The sequence below is a fragment of the Saccharopolyspora sp. NPDC050389 genome (assembly GCF_040655595.1).
Lineage (GTDB): Bacteria > Actinomycetota > Actinomycetes > Mycobacteriales > Pseudonocardiaceae > Saccharopolyspora.
This window is the reverse complement of sequence record NZ_JBFAKG010000099.1, coordinates 15,802-34,091: the sequence shown is the minus strand read 5'-3', so window position 1 is coordinate 34,091 and position 18,290 is coordinate 15,802. Positions and strand designations below refer to the sequence as shown.

The 18,290-nt window shown below is 70.2% G+C and carries 13 protein-coding genes and 1 pseudogene; 4 read left to right on the top strand and 10 right to left on the bottom strand.

Features of this window, described 5'->3' with window-relative positions; translation table 11 throughout:
* Positions 1-241 precede the first annotated feature (241 nt).
* Positions 242-1,384: a PQQ-dependent sugar dehydrogenase gene (locus AB0I53_RS40975; RefSeq protein ID WP_358614443.1), complete on the top strand. Its 1,143-nt coding sequence runs from the start codon at positions 242-244 to the stop codon at positions 1,382-1,384.
* A 296-nt stretch (positions 1,385-1,680) separates the two neighbouring features.
* On the opposite strand, the gene AB0I53_RS40970 is transcribed toward AB0I53_RS40975, so the two are convergent.
* The gene (locus tag AB0I53_RS40970) at positions 1,681-2,271 is read right to left on the bottom strand and encodes a TetR/AcrR family transcriptional regulator (protein WP_358614442.1); all 591 of its coding nucleotides are present in this window, start codon (positions 2,269-2,271) and stop codon (positions 1,681-1,683) included.
* Positions 2,272-2,359: 88 nt separating this feature from the next.
* Between AB0I53_RS40970 and AB0I53_RS40965 the strand changes: the two genes are divergently transcribed.
* Positions 2,360-3,772, top strand: coding sequence for an FAD-dependent monooxygenase (locus tag AB0I53_RS40965; protein ID WP_358614441.1), 1,413 nt, complete (start codon positions 2,360-2,362; stop codon positions 3,770-3,772).
* Positions 3,773-3,829: 57 nt separating this feature from the next.
* The gene (locus AB0I53_RS40960) at positions 3,830-4,582 is read left to right on the top strand and encodes a glucose 1-dehydrogenase (protein WP_358614440.1); all 753 of its coding nucleotides are present in this window, start codon (positions 3,830-3,832) and stop codon (positions 4,580-4,582) included.
* Between the two features lie 63 nt (positions 4,583-4,645).
* On the opposite strand, the gene gatB is transcribed toward AB0I53_RS40960, so the two are convergent.
* The 4 genes from gatB to gatC are packed head-to-tail and all read right to left on the bottom strand — an operon-like array spanning position 4,646 to position 8,170.
* Complete coding sequence (gene gatB / locus AB0I53_RS40955; protein WP_358614439.1) at positions 4,646-6,151, bottom strand: Asp-tRNA(Asn)/Glu-tRNA(Gln) amidotransferase subunit GatB; 1,506 nt, start codon at positions 6,149-6,151, stop codon at positions 4,646-4,648.
* Positions 6,148-6,345, bottom strand: a complete 198-nt coding sequence (locus AB0I53_RS40950) for a hypothetical protein (protein WP_358614438.1) — start codon at positions 6,343-6,345, stop codon at positions 6,148-6,150. The genes gatB and AB0I53_RS40950 overlap by 4 nt, the downstream gene beginning before the upstream one ends.
* Positions 6,342-7,871, bottom strand: a complete 1,530-nt coding sequence (gene gatA / locus AB0I53_RS40945; protein ID WP_358614437.1) for an Asp-tRNA(Asn)/Glu-tRNA(Gln) amidotransferase subunit GatA — start codon at positions 7,869-7,871, stop codon at positions 6,342-6,344. The genes AB0I53_RS40950 and gatA overlap by 4 nt, the downstream gene beginning before the upstream one ends.
* Positions 7,871-8,170, bottom strand: coding sequence for an Asp-tRNA(Asn)/Glu-tRNA(Gln) amidotransferase subunit GatC (gatC, locus tag AB0I53_RS40940; protein ID WP_358614436.1), 300 nt, complete (start codon positions 8,168-8,170; stop codon positions 7,871-7,873). Before gatC ends, gatA begins: the two co-directional genes overlap by 1 nt.
* Positions 8,171-8,513: 343 nt before the next feature.
* Here gatC and AB0I53_RS40935 point away from each other — a divergent pair, with 343 nt between their 5' ends.
* On the top strand, positions 8,514-9,167 hold the full coding sequence (locus tag AB0I53_RS40935) for an amino acid-binding protein (protein WP_358614444.1): 654 nt from the start codon (positions 8,514-8,516) through the stop codon (positions 9,165-9,167).
* 448 nt (positions 9,168-9,615) lie between these two features.
* Here AB0I53_RS40935 and AB0I53_RS40930 read toward each other — a convergent pair whose 3' ends face one another.
* From AB0I53_RS40930 to AB0I53_RS40910, 5 genes and pseudogenes are all read right to left on the bottom strand, one after another.
* Positions 9,616-10,101 (bottom strand): GNAT family N-acetyltransferase, encoded by a 486-nt coding sequence (locus AB0I53_RS40930; RefSeq protein WP_358614435.1) that lies wholly within the window; start codon positions 10,099-10,101, stop codon positions 9,616-9,618.
* Between the two features lie 44 nt (positions 10,102-10,145).
* Positions 10,146-12,251 (bottom strand): annotated as a pseudogene (gene ligA, locus AB0I53_RS40925) (NAD-dependent DNA ligase LigA); the annotation flags it as partial.
* 218 nt (positions 12,252-12,469) lie between these two features.
* Positions 12,470-13,153: a hypothetical protein gene (locus AB0I53_RS40920; RefSeq protein ID WP_358614434.1), complete on the bottom strand. Its 684-nt coding sequence runs from the start codon at positions 13,151-13,153 to the stop codon at positions 12,470-12,472.
* A gap of 51 nt (positions 13,154-13,204) precedes the next feature.
* A complete protein-coding gene (locus AB0I53_RS40915) occupies positions 13,205-14,224 on the bottom strand; it encodes a DUF6461 domain-containing protein (protein WP_358614433.1) in 1,020 nt (339 codons plus the stop codon).
* A gap of 106 nt (positions 14,225-14,330) precedes the next feature.
* The gene (locus AB0I53_RS40910) at positions 14,331-18,287 is read right to left on the bottom strand and encodes an FtsK/SpoIIIE domain-containing protein (protein ID WP_358614432.1); all 3,957 of its coding nucleotides are present in this window, start codon (positions 18,285-18,287) and stop codon (positions 14,331-14,333) included.
* Positions 18,288-18,290: the final 3 nt, after the last annotated feature.

Below are 18,290 nucleotides of genomic sequence, written 5' to 3'. Positions count from 1 at the left end.
ACCACACACACACACGACCCCCCCACCCTTTCCGCGCCGGCGGGGGGGTTTTGTTTTTTGGCCCAACCCACCCCCACAAAAACCCCCCACGGCCCCGGACGTGCAGAAACGCAGCTCCGAAAGTGGGCAGCCGCCATGGCAGAGCGAAACCGCGCGGTTACGGGCCGGTCGGAACCGCACGTCTCACCCTGGGTTCACCCGTCGGCCGATAAGGTCGGGTGTCGTGGCCGCCTCGTTTCGCATGCGTCGTCTTCTGCTGGGCATGACCGCCGTGCTCGGCACGCTGCTGGCGGGCTGCGCGCAGTTCCCCGACGAGCACCCGCGGCCGTGGGGCGACCCGCCCTCGCTGGAGCCGCAGGCCGGCCCGCAGCCCTCCTTCGAGAACGAGTCGTCGCCACCGCCCGAATCCGGCACCTCGCCGCAGCAGCCGAACGCGCCCGTCGGGTGCGAGGATCCCGATCCGGCCGTGGTGGCCACCTGCCTGGATCCGGTCGGCGCGATCGTGGTGCTGCCCGGCGGCCAGGCCGCGCTGGTCGGCGAGCGAGCCACCGGCCGGGTGCTGCGCGTGCAGCGCGGCACGAAACCCGTTGAGCTGGCCCGGATTCCGGTCGATGCGAGCGGCGGCGGTGGGCTGACCGGGCTCGCCCTCTCCCCCACCTACCACGAAGACGAGCTGTTCTACGCCTACGTCACGACCCGCAGCGACAACCAGGTCGTCCGGGTCGCGGCCGGTGACCGGCCCAAGCCGGTGCTGACCGGCATCCCGAAGGGCTCGACGGGCAACGCGGGGGCGATGCTCGACGACGGCCAGGGCTCGCTGCTGATCGCCACCGGCAACGCGGGCAGCCCGGCCAACGCCGCGAATCCGCAGTCGCTGGCGGGCAAGGTGCTGCGCATCGACGGCTCCGGCAAGCCCGCGGCGGGCAATCCGAACCCCACGTCGCCGGTGGTCGCTTCCGGGCTGACCGCGCCGGGCGGGTTGTGCGGCACGCCCGCGCTGGGCATGTACTGGGTGACCGACCGCAGCGGCGGCCAGGACGCCCTGTACCGGGTGCAGCTCGGCGAGCCGCTGGGTTCGCCGGCGTGGACCTGGGCGGAGCGGCCCGGTGTGGCGGGCTGCGCCGCCGACCCGTCGACGGTCGTGGTGGCGCTGACCGATGCCGCGGCGCTGTACACCCTGCACCCGGCGCCGGACGGCAGCTTCACCGGTCAGCCGACGAAGGTCATGGAGAAGACCTACGGACGCTTCTCCGCCGCCGCGCTCGGCCCGGACGGCCTGATTTGGCTGGGCACGGCGAACAAGGACGGCGGCCAGCCGATCTCCAGCGACGACCGCGCCCTGCGCATCGAGTCCCCGTCCGCCGGCTCCGCGGGCAAGGACTGAGACCCGTGCGTACTTTCTGCTGCTATAGAGGCTGTTTTGGATGTGGTGACGTGCGGATGTCGTAACGCGGGCGTTTTGTATTTGAAGCGGCGCAGCCGCTTAGCCCACGCTCGCAACCGGCACCGCCGCGGGTTCTCAGAGGTCTTCTCGCGAGGACAGCCCCGACGTGGTGAATTGGTCATTCATGATGTCGGGGATCCCACAGCGAGAAGACCTCTGAGGTTCCGCCACCCGCACCGCCACGCAGGACGAGTTTGGAAACAGGCTCTACAGCAACAGAAAGTACGCACGGGCAGCTACTTGCCGTTCAGGCCTCGGTTGGTCAGATCGGTGAGCAGGTCGATGGCCTCTTCGTCGGTCAGCCCGTCGGCCAGCGGGCTCCGCTCGACCAGGACCGCGTAGGCGAACTGGTGCCAGAGCGAGGACAGCGCGAGCGCCGTGGCCTCCGGCCGCTGCGCCGTGCCGCGCAGGTGATCCGCCAAGTGCCGGAGATCTGGTTCGAGCAGCGCTGACAACCGGTCCGCGAACCGCTGGTCGACCAGCGATGCCTGGTGCAGCGCGATCATCACGACCCGGTGGTCGCGGAAGAACCGCCAGTACTGCTCGACGTGCCAGCGGATCGCGCCGCGACCGCCGAGATCCGTCTCGTGCGCCGGATCCGCTTCGACCGCCTGGTCGCCGGCCGCGAGCATGTCCGCCAGCAGCGATTCCAGCAGTTCTTCCTTGCCGCGGAAGTGGTTGTAGAACGACCCGGCGGCGCGGTCCGCCTCGGCCGTGATGTCGGTGATCTTGGTGTTCAGGTATCCGACGCGCTCGAACACCCGCGTCGCCGCCGCCTTCAGCGCGGCCTCGGTCTCGGCGGCCTTCGCCTTGCGGCTGCCCGGCATCGCACTCCTCCCACTCCTTGACAGGAACGCTAGCAAGCCACATTCTGAATTTAAATTCACTGAATCTAAATTCATCAAGGAGTGGTGCATGGACACCCGAGTGCTGATCGCCGGCGCCGGACCGACCGGCCTGACGCTGGGCATCGAGCTCGCCAGGCGCGGCGTCCCCTGCCGGATCGTGGACGCAGCACCGGAACCGCCCACGGGCTCGCGAGGTGACAGCCTCCAGCCCCGCACACTGGAGGTCTTCGACGACCTCGGCGTGCTCGACGAGGTGCTCGCCGCTGGAGCGCCACCGGCTCCGATCCGCGCCCACATCGACGGCGAGTTCGTCGGCGAGCGGCGGATGACCGAGCACGTCGAGCCGACGCCGGCGGTCCCGCACCCCAACCCATGGGTGCTTCCGCAGTGGCGCACCGAGGAAATCCTGCGAAACCGGCTGGCGCAGCTCGGCGTGCGGGTCGAAGCGGGCACCGAGTTCCTCGGCTGCCGGCAGGATTCCCGAGGCGTGACGGCGGAGCTGAGCACCGGCCCGGTGCGCGCCGAGTTCCTGGTCGGCGCCGATGGCGGGCGCAGCGCGGTCCGAAAGAGCCTCGGCATCGACTTCGTCGGCGAGACCGACGAATCCGTTCGCATGCTCCTGGCCGACGTGCGGGTCACCGGGCTCGATCCCGACCGCGGCCACTGGTTCGGCACCGCAGCGGACCTCACCCGGGGCATCGCCTTCACCCCGCTGCCCGGCACGGATTCCTTCCAGTGCGGCGCCCCGCTCCCCGACGACCTGGACACCAGCGCCACGCTGTCGACCCTGCAACGGCTACTAGACGAGTTCTCCGGCCGCACGGATCTCCGGCTGCACGACCTGACCTGGGCTACCGCGTGGCGGGCGAACATGCGGCTGGCGCGGCGGTTCCGGCGCGACCGCGTCTTCCTGGCCGGCGACGCCGCGCACGTGCACCCGCCGACCGGCGGCCAGGGCCTGAACACCGGCGTGCAGGACGCCTACAACCTCGGCTGGAAGCTGGCCGACGGGGATCACGAGCTGCTCGACAGCTACGAAGCCGAACGCCTCCCGGTCGCCGCCTCGGTGCTCGGGATCAGCACGACCCTCCTGCGCAAGCACACCGAGGGCCACGAGGACGCGCATCGCCGCGGGGCCGAGACCCGGCAGCTGGACATCTCCTACCGCACCGGGCCGCTGGCGCACGACGAGCGGGCGGAGCGCGGCCGCGTGCAGGCCGGCGACCGGGCGCCGGATTCACCGGTGGGCGACGGCGTGCGCCTCTTCGACCTGTTCCGCGGCCCGCACTGGACGCTGCTGGCATTCGGCGCGGAGCCACCGAAAACCGGCGCCGACGTGCACGTCCACCGGATCGATCCGTCTCATGTGGACGCTTGGCGGGCTTACGACGTGGCCGCCGGGACGCTCGTGCTGGTGCGCCCGGACGGCCACATCGGCCGGATCACCGAGGCCGCGAGCGCTCGCCCATCCGGCCGGTGACGGGCTCCGGCGCGCCGTGCCACGATCGTTGAACGATCGTTCAGCGAAGGGTGGATCATGTTGAGGTTGCGGGACAGGGTCGCGCTGGTCACCGGTGGCGCGGGCGGCATCGGCCGGCAGACGTCCCTCCGGCTGGCCGCGGAGGGCGCGGCGGTCGTGGTCACCGACATCCAGGACGAGCCCGGGGCCGCCGTCGCCGCCGAGATCCGCGACGACGGCGGAAAGTCGCTGTTCGTGCACCACGACGTCGCCGACGAGGCCGCGTGGGCGGCCGCGGTCCAAGCCGCCGTCGACGAGTTCGGCGGCTTGGACATCCTGGTCAACAACGCCGGGATCGCCGACCGAGGCACCATCGAGGACACCACGGCGGAGAGCTACGAACGCACCATCGCGGTCACCCAGACCAGCGTGTTCCTGGGCATGCGGGCCGCCGCCGAAGCGCTGCGCGCCTCCGAGCGCGCTTCGGTGATCAACATCAGTTCGATCTTCGGGGCCAGCGGCGGCTTCGGCACCAGCCCGGCGTACCACGCGGCGAAGGGCGCGGTCCGGCTTCTCACCAAGAACGCCGCGCTGCAGTGGGCCGACGCGGGAATCCGGGTGAACTCGGTGCATCCCGGCTTCATCGACACCGCGATCCTGGACGGCGCGCGCGGCACCGACCGCGAGGCGGCGATGCTGGCGGTGACCCCGCTGGGCCGCCTCGGCCGCCCGGCCGAGGTCGCGGCCGCCGTCGCCTACCTCGCCAGCGACGACGCGTCCTTCACCACCGGCTCCGAGCTCTACGTCGACGGCGGCTACCTCGCCCGCTGACCGGAATACGCGAAGGGCACCTCCGGGCGATGCGATCGCCCGGAGGTGCCCTTCGCCCGTTGCTTACTGGCCGCAGGCCGCGAGGACGAGCTCGCGAACCCGCTTGGCGTCGGCCTGGCCCTTGGTGGCCTTCATGACCGCGCCGACGATCGCGCCCGCCGCCTGCACCTTGCCGCCGCGGATCTTGTCCGCGATGTCCGGCTGCGCCGCCAGCGCCTCGTCGATCGCGGACTGCAGCGCCGAGTCGTCGGACACGACCTCCAGGCCGCGGGCCGCCACCACTTCGTCCGGCTCGCCCTCGCCGGCGAGCACCCCGTCGACGACCTGCCGGGCCAGCTTGTTGGTCAGCTTGCCCTCGGTGACCAGCGCGATCACCCGCGCCAACTGCTTCGGGGTGATCTCCAGGTCGGCGAGCTCGACGCCGCGGGTGTTGGCCTGCTGCGCCAGGTACGAAACCCACCAGGAGCGGGCGTCGCCGGCGGGCGCGCCCGCGTCGACGGTCTGCGCCACCAGCTCCAGCGCCCCGGCGTTGACCAGGTCGCGCAGCTCCTCGTCGGACAGCCCCCACTGCTCCTGCGCCCGCTTGCGCCGTTCCCAAGGCATCTCCGGGAGCGTCTTGGACAGCTCCTCGACCCATGCCCGCGACGGCGCGATCGGCACCAGGTCGGGCTCCGGGAAGTAGCGGTAGTCCTCGGAGGTCTCCTTGCGGCGGCCCGCCGACGTGGTGCCGGTGGACTCGTCGAAGTGCCGCGTCTCCTGCAGGATCGAGCCGCCCGAGGTCAGCACCGCGGCGTGCCGCTGCATCTCGAAGCGCACGGCGCGTTCCACGCTGCGCAGCGAGTTGACGTTCTTGGTCTCGGTGCGGGTGCCGAACTCCGTCGTGCCCTTCGGCATCAGCGACACGTTCGCGTCGCAGCGCAGCGAGCCCTGGTCCATCCGCACGTCGGAGACGTCCAGCGCGCGCAGCAGGTCCCGCAGCGCCGAGACGTAGGCGCGCGCGACCTCGGGAGCCCGCTCTCCGGCGCCGACGATCGGCTTGGTGACGATCTCGATCAGCGGCACGCCAGCCCGGTTGTAGTCCAGCAGCGAGTAGTCCGCGCCGTGGATGCGGCCGGTGCTGCCGCCCATGTGCGAGGACTTGCCGGTGTCCTCCTCCATGTGCGCCCGCTCGATCTCGACCCGGAAGGTCTCGCCGTCTTCCAGCAGCACGTCCAGGTAGCCGTCGAAAACGATCGGCTCGTCGTACTGCGACGTCTGGAAGTTCTTCGGCATGTCCGGGTAGAAGTAGTTCTTCCGGGCGAACCGGCACCACTCGGCGACCTGGCAGTTCAGCGCCAGCCCGATCCGGATGGCGGCCTCCACGGCCTTGCCGTTGACCACCGGCAGCGAACCCGGCAGGCCCAGGCACACCGGGCACACCTGGGTGTTCGGCTCGGCGCCGAAGGCGTTGGCACAGCCGCAGAACATCTTCGTGTTGGTGGACAGCTCCACGTGCACTTCGAGCCCGAGCACCGGGTCGAACCGCGCGAGGACCTCGTCGTAGTCCATGATCTCGGCGACGGCGGTCACTTGTCGTCCTCCCCCTCGCGCAGGGCCCGCACGGCCAGCGCGGTGCCGGTGATCAGGCCGAGCGCGGTGATGACCGCGTCCGCCAGCGCGAGCTTGTCGTTCTTCTCGCGCGCCGCGCGGAAGCTCGCCCGCAGCCCGAAGGCGGCCGAGAGCACCGAGGCGAGCTGGAACGCTGCTTTGATCTTCGGGTTCATCGCGCGACCTCCAGCTGGGGAACACGGTTGATGAGCGGGCCGTCCTGGCTCGCGTTGCGCGCCGCCTCGTAGGCCGCGCCGACCCGGTAGAGCCACTCGTCGGCCATCGCCGGGGCCATGATCTGCAGCCCGACCGGCATGTTGTCCTCATCGGACAGTCCACATGGGACGCTCATGGCGGCGTTGCCTGCCAGGTTGGACGGGATGGTGCACAGGTCCGCGAGGTACATCGCCATCGGGTCGTCGACCCGCTCGCCGATCTTGAAGGCGGTGGTCGGCGTCGTCGGCGACACCAGCACGTCGACCTGCTGGAACGCGGCGGTGAAGTCGCGGGTGATCAGCGTCCGCACCTTCTGCGCCTGGCCGTAGTAGGCGTCGTAGTAGCCCGACGACAGCGCGTAGGTGCCGAGCATGATGCGCCGCTTCACCTCGGGCCCGAACCCGGCCTCGCGGGTGAGCGACATGACCTCCTCGGCGCTGCGCGCGCCGTCGTCGCCGACGCGCAGGCCGTAGCGCATCGCGTCGAAGCGGGCGAGGTTGGAGGAGCACTCGCTCGGCGCGATCAGGTAGTAGGCCGGCAGCGCGTAGTTGAAGTGCGGGCAGGAGACCTCGATGACCTCGGCGCCCAGCGCGGACAGCTGCTTGACAGCGGCGTCGAAGGCCCGCTGCACGCCCGGCTGGTAGCCGTCGCCGGAGAACTCGCGGACCACGCCGACGCGCACGCCCTGCAGGCCGCCCGAAGCGCCCAGCTCGGCCGCGGCGACGACCTGCGGCACCGGCTGGTCGATCGAGGTGGAGTCCATCGGGTCGTGCCCGGCGATCACCTCGTGCAGCAGCGCGGCGTCCAGCACCGTGCGCGCGCACGGGCCGGGCTGGTCAAGCGACGAGGAGAACGCGACGAGGCCGTAGCGGGAAACGCCGCCGTAGGTCGGCTTGACGCCGACCGTGCCGGTTACCGCGCCGGGCTGGCGGATCGAGCCGCCGGTGTCGGTGCCGATGGCCAGCGGCGCCTCGAACGCGGCCAGCGCCGCCGACGAACCGCCGCCGGAACCGCCGGGGATGCGCTCCAGGTCCCACGGGTTGCGGGTCGGGCCGTACGCGGAGTTCTCGGTCGACGAGCCCATCGCGAACTCGTCCATGTTCGTCTTGCCGAGGACGACCACGCCCGCCTCGCGCAGCCGGCGCGTCACGGTCGAGTCGTACGGCGGAACCCAGCCCTCCAGCATCTTGGAGCCGCAGGTGGTGGGCATGTCGGTGGTGGTCAGCACGTCCTTGAGCGCCAGCGGCACGCCGGCCAGCGGCGACGTGACGTTCCCGGCGGCGCGCTCCTCGTCGACCCGCCGCGCGGCGGCCAGCGCCCCGTCGGCGTCGACGTGCAGGAACGCGTGCACCGCCGGGTCGACGGCGGCGATCCGGTCCAAGTGCGCCTGCGTCACCTCGACCGACGTGACCTCGCCCGCCTGCAGCTTGGCGGCGAGCTCGGATGCGGTCAGCCCGGTCAGGCTGCCGCCGGATGCGGTCGTCATCAGGCCTCCTCGGTGAGGATCCGCGGCACGCGGAATCGTTCCTCTTCGGCGGCCGGTGCCGCGGCGAGCGCCTGCTCGCGCGACAGGCCCGGCCGCACCTCGTCATCGCGGAAAACGTTGGTCACCGGCACGGCGTGGGAGGTCGGCGGGATGTCGTCCGCAGCGACCTCGCCCACCTTGGCCACCGCATCGAGGATCTGGTCGAGCTGGCCGGCGAAGGTGTCGAGCTCGGCCTCGGTGACGGCCAGCCGCGCCAGGCCGGCGAGGTGCGCGACCTCGTCGCGGGAGATCTTGGACACTGCGAAGGCTCCCTGGTCATGTCCGGTTTCACGGGTACTGCTCAGTCTATGGCGGTGCCCGGACCCGGCCCTGGAGGGGGCGCGGGCGCCGCCGCTGCCGCCCGGGCCCGCGGCGGATCCACTGCGGATCAACGCGCCGCAGTGCCGCGAAAATGCCGACGACACGACGGAAAACCGCAGGTAATTCCACTCCGTGGACGCCGGGGGCACCGCAGGGGCGTCGCGTCTGACACAATTTCAACCGCCAGTTCCTCGCACGAGGAGCCGCTGGAGTGCGGCCTCGTGCGGCGGCGAGAGCGCGGCCGGCGAGGTGTCGCGCACGAAACTGGAGGCGTTGAGTCCGGTGTCCTTCCTCATCCGGGTGCAGATACCGGACCGGCCCGGCAACCTCGGGTCGGTGGCGAGCGCGCTCGGCGAGATCGGTGCCGACATCCTCAGCGTCGACGTCGTCGAGCGCAGCAACGGCGTGGCGATCGACGACCTCGTCGTCGAGCTGCCCTCGGGCCGGCTGCCGGACGTGCTGATCACCGCCGCCGAGTCGGTCGACGGCGTCGAGGTCGACGCGGTCCGGCCGTACGCGGGCGTGCTGGACACGCACCGCGAGCTGGAGCTCGTCGAGGAGATCGCGGCCGAGCCCGGAAACGGGTTACAGATCCTCGCCGAAGGCGTGCCGAAGATCATCCGATCCGGTTGGGCGATCGTCTTCGGGCACCGCTCGGGCGGCGCGGAGCAGCTGGCGGCCAGCACCTCGGCCCCGCAGGAGGGCTACCTGGAGCTGCCGTGGCTGCCGCTGGCGCGGGCGACGATCCTGGACGGCGACGAGTCGTGGGTGCCGGACACCTGGAAGGAACTGGGCACCGAGCTGGCGGCGACGCCGATCGGCAAGCCGGACCGGGTGCTGCTGGCGGGCCGCCCGGGCGGCCCGATGTTCCGCACCGCGGAGCTGGCCCGCCTGGCCCACCTCGCCGGCATCGTCTCGGTCGTCCTCGAAGGCTGAAAAGATCTGTTTCCAAACTCGTTTTGCGTAGCGGTGCGGGTAGCGGCCCCCCTGCGGGAATTACGGCCGCCGTCTGGACTGCGGGAACCCCGACTTACGTATGACCACGTCGCTGCGGCGGTTTCGCAGCACCCGTGAGTGTTTTGTGTTGCTATAGAGGCTGTTTTGGATGTGGTGACGTGCGGGTGTGGTAACGCGGGCGTTTGTCTTTGAAGCGGCGCAGCCGCTTAGCCCACCCTCGCAGCTTGCACCGCCGCGGGTTCTCAGAGGCCTTCTCGCGAGGACAGCCCCGACGTGGTGAATTGGCATTCATGATGTCGGGGATCCCACAGCGAGAAGACCTCTGAGGTTCCGCCACCCGCACCGCTACGCAGGACGAGTTTGGAAACAGGCTCTATAGCGATCCAAAGCACTCACGAGCGTTGACCTGCGGAGATGATCGGATCGATCACAGTTCCAGGGCGTAGCCGAGCAGGTTGACGTCCGGCGCCGGGTGCCAGTCGCGGTCGGGGCGGCGTTCGAAGCCGAGCCGCCGGTAGAGGCGCTGGGCGGGCTCCACGGAGTCCCGCACGCACAGCACGACGCGCTCCATGCCATCCGCGCGCGCCCGGTCGATCACCGCTTCCACCAGTGCCTGGCCCACGCCGTTGCCTGCCGCCTCCGGCGCCACGGCCAGCATCCGGAACTCCAGCTCGCCGGGCCGCGCGACGTCGGCGTATGCGCTGCCGGGCCGCACCAAGGTGACCGTGCCCCGCACTTCGTCGTCTTCGATGGCGACGAGCAGTTCGGCCTGCTCCGCTTGCCGGGCGGCGTCGCGCAGCACCATGGTGTAGTCGATGTCGGTCGACAGGTTCCCGCTCTCGGTGTAGGCCCGGGCCGAGAGCTCACCGATCGCTTCGTACTCGGCCGGCCGGGCCGCGCGGATCGTCGTCATGCCGCAGATCGTGCCACCACCGGCGGACAATCAGCCGCGAGCGGTCACTCCTCCTCCGCAGGCAGCGCGACCTCCGCCGCGGCCTCCGGGCCGTCGTCGAGCAGCACCTGGAATCCGCTCTCGTCCAGCACCGGGACCTTCAGCTGCATCGCCTTGTCGTACTTCGAGCCCGGCGAGTCGCCGACCACGACGAACGCCGTCTTCTTCGACACCGAACCCGCCGCCCGGCCGCCGCGGGCCATGATCAGCTCCTTGGCCTCGTCCCGGGAGAACGTCTGCAGCGTGCCGGTGACCACGATGGACAGGCCTTCGAGGGTGCGCGGGATCGATTCGTCGCGCTCGTCAGCCATCCGCACTCCGGCGGCCCGCCACTTGCGCACCACCTCGCGGTGCCAGTCGACCTCGAACCACTCGCGGACGGCCGTGGCGATCGTCGGCCCGACGCCGTCGGCCGCCGCGATCTCCTCCTCCGACGCCGCCTCGATCCGGTCCAGCGAGCCGAACTCGCGGGCCAGCGCCTGCGCGGCGGTCGGCCCGACGTGCCGGATCGACAGTCCCACCAGGACCCGCCACAGCGGCTTCTGCTTGGCCACCTCGAGGTTGCCGAGCAACTTGGCGCCGTTGGCCGACAGGTTGCCTTCCTTGGTGGTGAACAGCGGCGTCTTGAGCAGCTTCGGCTCGTCGAGGTCGAAGATGTCGCCCTCGTCCTCGATCACGCCGGCGGTCAGCAGCGCGCCGGCGGCCTCGTAGCCGAGCGCGTCGATGTCCAGCACCTTCCGGCTGGCCAGGTAGAACAGCCGCTCGCGGCGCTGCCCCGGGCAGCCCTGGGCGTTCGGGCAGCGCAGGTCGACGTCGCCTTCCTTCTGCTGCGCCAGCGGCCACCCGCACTCCGGGCACACGGCGGGCATGACGAACTCGCGCTCGTCGCCGGTGCGCACGTCGACCACCGGGCCGAGCACCTCGGGGATCACGTCACCGGCCTTGCGGATCACCACCCGGTCGCCGATCAGCACGCCCTTGCGGCGGACCTCGTCGGCGTTGTGCAGGGTCGCCATCGACACCGTGGAGCCGGCCACCTTCACCGGTTCCATCACGGCGAACGGCGTGACCCGCCCGGTGCGGCCGACGTTGACCTGGATGTCCAGCAGCCTCGTGGTGGCCTGCTCCGGCGGGTACTTGTAGGCGATCGCCCAGCGCGGCGCGCGGGAGGTGGTGCCGAGCCGGCGTTGCAACGGCACCTCGTCGACCTTGATCACGATGCCGTCGATCTCGTGCTCCGCGGAGTCGCGGTGCTTGCCCCAGTAGTCGATGTGCGCGACCAGCTCATCCACAGTGGACAGAACCACGGTGTGCTTGGACACCGGCAGGCCCCACGCCTTCAGCGCCGCGTAGGACTCGGACTGGAGGTTCGGCTCGAAGCCGTCCCGCCGGCCCAGGCCGTGGCAGATCAGCCGCAACGGCCGGCTGCGGCTGACCCGCGGATCCTTCTGCCGCAGCGACCCGGCGGCGGAGTTGCGCGGGTTGGCGAACGGTGGCTTGCCCGCCTCCACCAGCTTGGCGTTGAGCTCGGCGAACTCGTCGACCCGGAAGAACACTTCGCCGCGCACCTCCACCAGCGCCGGCACCGGGTACTCGTCGGTCCCGGTCAGCTGCTCCGGCACGTCACCCATGGTGCGGACGTTGAGCGTCACGTCCTCGCCGGTCCGGCCGTCGCCGCGGGTCAGGGCGCGCTCCAGCCGCCCGTCCCGGTAGAGCAGGTTGATCGCCAGGCCGTCGATCTTCAGCTCGCACAGGTAGTGCACGTCGGTGCCCACCTCGCGCTCCACCCGGTCGACCCAGGTCTGCAGCTCCTCAGCGCTGAACGCGTTGTCCAGGCTCAGCATCCGCTCCAGGTGCGCGACCGCGGTGAACTCGGTCGAGAAGGTGCCGCCCACCACCTGCGTCGGCGAGTCCGGCGCCTGCAGCGCCGGGTGCTCGGCCTCCATCTGCTGCAGCTGCGCGAACAGCCCGTCGAACTCGCCGTCGGAGACCGTCGGCGAATCGAGCACGTAGTAGCGGAACTGGTGGCCGCGGACTTCCTCGGCGAGTTCCGCGTAGCGCTCGCGCACCTCGGCGGGCACGTCTTCGACGCCTTCCGCCGAGCGGCCGGCGGCCGGGTCGTCGGGCACGACCTCCTCGGCGTTGGCCACTGCGTCGTTCGGGGCGAGATCCACGTCCTTGCTGGTCACGCCCCGAGACTAGCGAGCGACCCCGACAACGGCACGCACGACGCGTCGTGAGTGATTAATCCGGTAAGAACCGGCTTCGCCACTCACGACGGGTGCTGCGCCTCGTGAGTGGCAACTCCGGTAAGAACCGGACTCAGCACTCACGACTCGGGCGGCGCGGTCACCGTGCGGTCCAGTTCGCGGACCAGCTCGCGGAGCTCCAGCAGGCCGATCGCGCCCTCCGGTTCGAGTTCCGCGGTCTCCACCCGGCCCAGCCGGTCGGCCGCCAGCCGCTCGCCGAGCGTGGCGTCCAGCGGCAGGAACGTCAGCGCCCGGCGCGCGTTCTCCTCAAGGCCGCTGAAGCCGGGGTGGTAGACGGCGACGTCGACGAGCCCCTCCGCCTCGTCGACCTGGGCGACGACGCGGACGTCGGCCAGCGGGTACTTCTCGCCCCGCAGGTTCACGGTGACCTCGGTCGGATCGGGCACCGGCGGCACCGAGTCGTGGTACTCCCACAGCGTGTCGACCGGCGGCGCGGCGGCCATCCAGGCGTCGGTGTAGGGGCGCAGCTCCGGGTCCGCCTGGCCGCTGACGACCAGCGCGTACACCGCCTTCTCGCCGTGCTCGATGGCGAAGGTCAGGTTCGGGTGCACCTGGGCGAGCGCGTCGGCGACCAGGCTCTCGATCCGCTGCGGCACGCTGTCGCCGAGCGCGGAGGCGATCTCCGGCAGCAGGTCGTCCCACCGCTGCCAGAACCGCTCGGCCGCCTGGGCGTGGACATCGACCTCGGCGGTCTCGGCGTTGCCTGGGGCTTCGGCGTCGCGGCGACGGAGGAACCTGAACATGCCCACCATTGTGCCGGGCGAGGCGCGGTCTCCGGGCCCGATCCCGCGGACTCACCGGGACGGCGGGCCGCCCAGTTCGGCGGCGACGATGCGGGCGAGATCACCGGCGTCGACTCCGCGCACCTGCCGAGCCTTGGTCAGCGTGCCGACCAGCGCGTTCAGCGGATCTTCGTGGGTCGCCCGCCGCAGCGCGTCCGCGGCGCGCAGCTGGTTGCGGATCTTGCTGTTCGGGCGGTCCCAGGTGCTCTGCCAGGCCCATTCCCTGACCACCGAGCACAGCTCGCCGCGGTCGATCGCGGGCCCGCCGCTCAGCGACGACAGGGCTTTCTGCACGACGGGGTCGTCCGAGCAGTCGGCGGCGCCGACCGTGTGCCGCGCCACCGCGGCGACTGCCCGCAACAGGTCGGGCTGGGCGGCGGCGCCCAGGGCCGCGATCAGTTCGGGTAGGAAGCCGACGATCTTGTCCAGCGGATTCGGCACGGTGACCAGATCATCGGGCCACGGCGCGACCGGGAAGGTCTGGAAGTCGCCGGCCAGCCAGCCCGGGCTCGGCGACAACCCGGTCAGGCGCCCCGCCAACGCCAGCATCAGCGCCACCGGATCGGCCTGGGACCAGGGCAGATCGGCGCGGGCGGCCTCCAGCTCGTCCGGTCGGCTGCCCTCTCGGTACTCCGGCAGCACGGCCTCGAACGACGTCCGGATGTCGCCGCGAACCGCGTGGGAGAAGCGCGTGAGGGCGTTCGCGTCCCAGAACACCGACACGGCGGCCTGCCGCGCGGCCTTCCGCAGCACCTCCGGCCGCTGCCCCTGCCGGCCGTTGTCCTCGACGACCAGCACCCAGTCGCCGACCCGCCGGAGCGCGATCATGGGGTGTTTCTCCTGGTGGGCGAAGGCCTCCTCGCAGAAGTCATCGATGTCCAGCGCCCGGCCGAGCCTGGCGACCGCACCGAAGTCCTCGGCCACCTGGTCGACGCCGGTTCCCCGCACGAAGGTCAGGCACGCCGCCTCCTGGATGGTGCTCCGCCGAATCCACCCGGCCTGCTCGAGCTCGCTGACGCAATGACTGCCCACGAGTTCTTCCTACCAGCGCAAGGACTTCCGCACGCCCGATTCCGAAAAACACACCCAGGCAAGAAATCGCCACCGCGCCGCGCGCACCCGCGCAGTCCACTGAGGACTATCCGGCCGAAGGCATCTCCGCCACCTGGATCATGTCGTTCCTCGTGCCCCTGACGAAGCGTCCCCGCCCGGGCGGTTGCGACATCGACACCACGCCCGGTAGCAGCTCACCGTCCCGCCGGTCGCCGCTGAGCACCACCGTCGCGCAACCAGCCGCTCGCAGCTTGCCGAGGAATCTGGTGGTCAGGGCGTCGCCGATGTTGACCGAGTTCCGGGTGACGATCAGGTGCACCCCGACCTCCCCGCCCCGCACCAGGTGGTCCGCGTAGCGCTGCAGCGGGTCGGGGCGGCCCGATCGCGGGTCCGCCGAGATCAGCTCGCAGTCCTCGGTGATCAGGAAGACCTCGCGTGGCCGCTCGGCTCCGCTGCGGGGCCGGGACAGGCGTTGCTCGATCCGGAACGCCATTTCCGCCAGGTGACGCTCGAACTCCCCGCGCACCGCGGCGTAACCGAACTGCGGACCGTCCGTTTCGCCGAGCAGGCCGCGCTTCGGATCCAGCACGATGATGTCGCACTCGTCCGCCGCGTACAGCCGCTTGATCTCGGCGATCACCAACCGGACCAGGTTCGTCTTGCCGGAGCCCCGCTCCCCCAAGCACAACAGGTGCGGATGCGCCGCCAGGTCGAGCTCGGCCATTCTGCCGATGCCCACTGTTCGCCCGAGCAAGATGTGCGGATTCTCGGGATTCTCGATCTGCGAATAGGTGATGCTCGGCGACGCGCGCAGGATCTGGTCCTGGGCGGGCTCCCCCGGCCAGGCGCTCGCGATGCGTCGCGACAGCGCACGGGCGTTCTCGTAACGTGGGTCCAGTTGGTCATCTACGTGCAGTTGCGGTAAAGCGGCACGGAACTCCCTCCCGTTCACGGTCCCGCGCCCGCTCTCCGCGCCACCGAGTTCCAGCCGGACCTGGTATTGGAATCCCCAACCCGGATCCTCATCGCCCGTGCTGTCCCCCGAGATGATCACGTGGATGCAGTGATCCGAACCGTCCTGCATCAGCGTGCGGACTTTCGGGGCCAGCTCGGCGAACGCGTCCACCAATCGATGCCACTGCTCGATCACGAGGAATGACGGCACGTGAGCGTCTTCGCGTCGCGCCCGCCGCTCACCGAGCAGATCCACCAAGAAATCCACGATCGCGGCGGCGATTTCCCCGTCTCTGATCGACGCAAACCCGACTACATGTGGCAACTCTGCCAGCACGGCCTCGCAGGAATACCCGTCACCCGCGCTTATGAAGTAGAACTGCGCCTCCTCGGGTGTGCGCGTCAGGGCTACCGCGAGCACGACGGCACGGGTGAAATCGGTCTTCCCGCTGAACGGGCGGCCCAGGATCGCGATGCAGCCGAACGGCACCATCAGCGGTTCTGCTTCGCCGGTCTCGGGAGAGTCCACCAGTCCGACAGGAACTTCGGTGGCGCGCTCGAACGCCACCGCGGACAAACCTCGTTCGCCCTCTGCCAACGTGCCCAGCACATCGCCGAGCGCGATCGGGTCTGCGAGGAGTACTGGCAGTTCGGCGGCCCGCACCGGCACCGCCTGGTTGACCTGGGCGATCAGCTCGGGCCAGTGGTCCATGCCGGGTTCCCAGGCACGGAACTTGATCGGTGGCCTGGAGCCTTCTCTGAAGAACCCGTGTCCAGGTTCGTGCCCGCCCAGCTCGGCGGCCGCCGGGGTTCCCAGTAGCTCCAGAGAATCCTGCTCGAGAGCTGTTCGATGCACGATCCGGAACCGGCACAATTCCGCAATCTCCGGGAATCGACTGTCCGCGATGCTGGATGTCATCGCGATCACGTGCACGCCCACATCCGGTCCGAACTCCATGACTTCGCGCACTTGTGCCACCAACTCGGGTTCATCCGCCAGCGCCTCGGTGAAGTCCCGGATGGCGACGACGAGTGTCGGCGCAGTCTCGCGGCCGGCCCGAGCCGGATTTCGACGACGGGTTATCTCGCGTCGGACGTCCCTGAGCCGACTGGCCAGTTCGCCCGTGTACTCCGCGTACGACGCGCCCATGTGCGCCACCACGTGAGGCATCTCGGAAAGCCCCTGGAAGACAGAGCCCGGAAACGGCGGCCCGTGCAGGAGTGCGACGTTCAGGTCGGCCGGCGAGTGAGTCATCATCAGCAAGAACAGCAGCGACCCGAACGTCTGGACGGCCCCGGACCCCGGCGGCCCGACGATCACCCCGTGCGGCCCCACACCGCCAGCAGCAGCGGATTTCAGGTCGAGGTGCACGGTCCTGCCGAACTCATCCAGACCGATCGGAACTCGCAGCCAATCGGGATGTCTCGCATCGCGCCAGGCACTCGGCGGGTCGAACGACGGGTCGGCCCCCAGGATCCGTTCCAGGCTGAACTTCCGGTCGTGGCTGCGGTGCTGCTTCCGCTGCGCGATGTCCTCAATCATCGACACCATTTCCTGGTGCCTCGGCTCGGCCGCGGTCGACGAGTTCGGGATGGCGACCTGGAAGGTCCCGGCTGCAGTGGTCGCCTCCACCGGCCGATCCGGCCACGCGCTTGCCGTCAGATCGACCTTGCCGCGCAGGTTTGGCAGCAGGCTGCTGGAGATCCGCGACCACGAACGCGTGGCCACGACGACGTGCACGCCGAAGCTGGCGCCCGTGTCCGCGATTTTCTCCACCTGTTCGACCAGTGCCGGGTTCTCGGCGGCGAAGGCTTCCCAGCGATCTATCACCAAGATCACGTCCTGCTGCGGGCCGTCTGCTCGCAGATCGCGATTACGCCGCGCGACGCGGAATTCGCTCAGTGAATCGAACGCGTGCTGCCTGAACATCGCGCGTCGTGCGGAGATGCTCCGCTCGATCTCGTCCAGCAACTGCCGGACCTTGGTGCTTTCATCCGGCCCGAGAACCCAGCTGACGTGTGGCAGCTTCCCGAAAGCCCCGAACCTGCTCTCGGAGTCGATGATGATGATCTCGACTTCCTCGGGTTCCGAGTCAGCTGCCAGGCTCAGCAGCAGGGTTCGCAGGAACTGGCTCTTGCCGGACTGGGTTGGGCCGACGACCGCGAGATGGCTGTCGGGTTCGGCCAGGCTCAGCAGGAACGGCTCCTGGGCCGCATCGACACCGCGGGTGCCCACCACGATGTTCAGCGTGCTGCCGGCCGGAGGCATCGCCGGGACGGACTTCACGAGCAAGGGCCCGAGGGCCGCCGGGACGGACTTCACCGGGGTGGGCAGGCGAACTTCAGCGACAGGCGCCGATGCGGTCCGGGCGATGAAGAAGTCTCCGGCCATCCGGGTCTCGCGGGACGGGGTCTGCCGCTGCCCTTCGAGCTCGCGGAACACGTAGTTGTAGAGCTCATCACCGGTGATCAGGCCGTCGCCATCGATGTCGGCGGCGCCGGTGCGGATGCCCTTCAGCACCGCGCGGGTGAACAACGACGAAGGCACCGGGTCGCTGGAAGTGAATTCGTTGCCCTCGTAGGCGTACTCGACCGCGCTGGTCGCGGTCATGATGTAGGTGCCCCGGCCGACCAGCTGGCGCAGGTCGATCCCCTCGGCCGACTTGGGCACCAGGCCGTGCGAGAAGGCCCCGCTGTAGCAGCAGTCCAGCAGCACCACCTTCGTCCCGGCCTGGGATGCGCTCAGCTGGTGCTGGACGAACACCGAACCGACCGCGGAGGACTCGATCCGGTCCAGCTCAGTGTTGCAGGCGGCGAACAGCAGCTGGCCACGGTCGTTCTTGATCCCGTGGCAGGACAGGTAGAGCAGCACCAGGTCGTCCGGCCCGGCTTCCTGGAACGCCTCCTCGATGCCGCGCTCGATCTGGCGCTTGGACTCGTTGCGCAACACCTCTACCTGGTCGAAGCCACCCTGCGACAGCAGGACCTGCTGCAGTTCTTCGGCTTCCCCCGCAGGCGCGCGCAGCTCGCGCAGCCCCGGGTCGCCGTACATCGAGGTCGCGATCAGCAGCGCGGTCCGGCGGCCCACCAC

What these genes read in the sequence shown, in the direction of transcription:
- AB0I53_RS40975 (WP_358614443.1), top strand. Translation starts at nt 242, where the DNA reads ATGCGTCGTCTTCTGCTGGGCATGACCGCCGTGCTCGGCACGCTGCTG.
- AB0I53_RS40970 (WP_358614442.1), bottom strand. Translation starts at nt 2,271, where the DNA reads ATGCCGGGCAGCCGCAAGGCGAAGGCCGCCGAGACCGAGGCCGCGCTG.
- AB0I53_RS40965 (WP_358614441.1), top strand. Translation starts at nt 2,360, where the DNA reads ATGGACACCCGAGTGCTGATCGCCGGCGCCGGACCGACCGGCCTGACG.
- AB0I53_RS40960 (WP_358614440.1), top strand. Translation starts at nt 3,830, where the DNA reads ATGTTGAGGTTGCGGGACAGGGTCGCGCTGGTCACCGGTGGCGCGGGC.
- AB0I53_RS40950 (WP_358614438.1), bottom strand. Translation starts at nt 6,345, where the DNA reads ATGAACCCGAAGATCAAAGCAGCGTTCCAGCTCGCCTCGGTGCTCTCG.
- gatA (WP_358614437.1), bottom strand. Translation starts at nt 7,871, where the DNA reads ATGACGACCGCATCCGGCGGCAGCCTGACCGGGCTGACCGCATCCGAG.
- AB0I53_RS40930 (WP_358614435.1), bottom strand. Translation starts at nt 10,101, where the DNA reads ATGACGACGATCCGCGCGGCCCGGCCGGCCGAGTACGAAGCGATCGGT.
- AB0I53_RS40920 (WP_358614434.1), bottom strand. Translation starts at nt 13,153, where the DNA reads ATGTTCAGGTTCCTCCGTCGCCGCGACGCCGAAGCCCCAGGCAACGCC.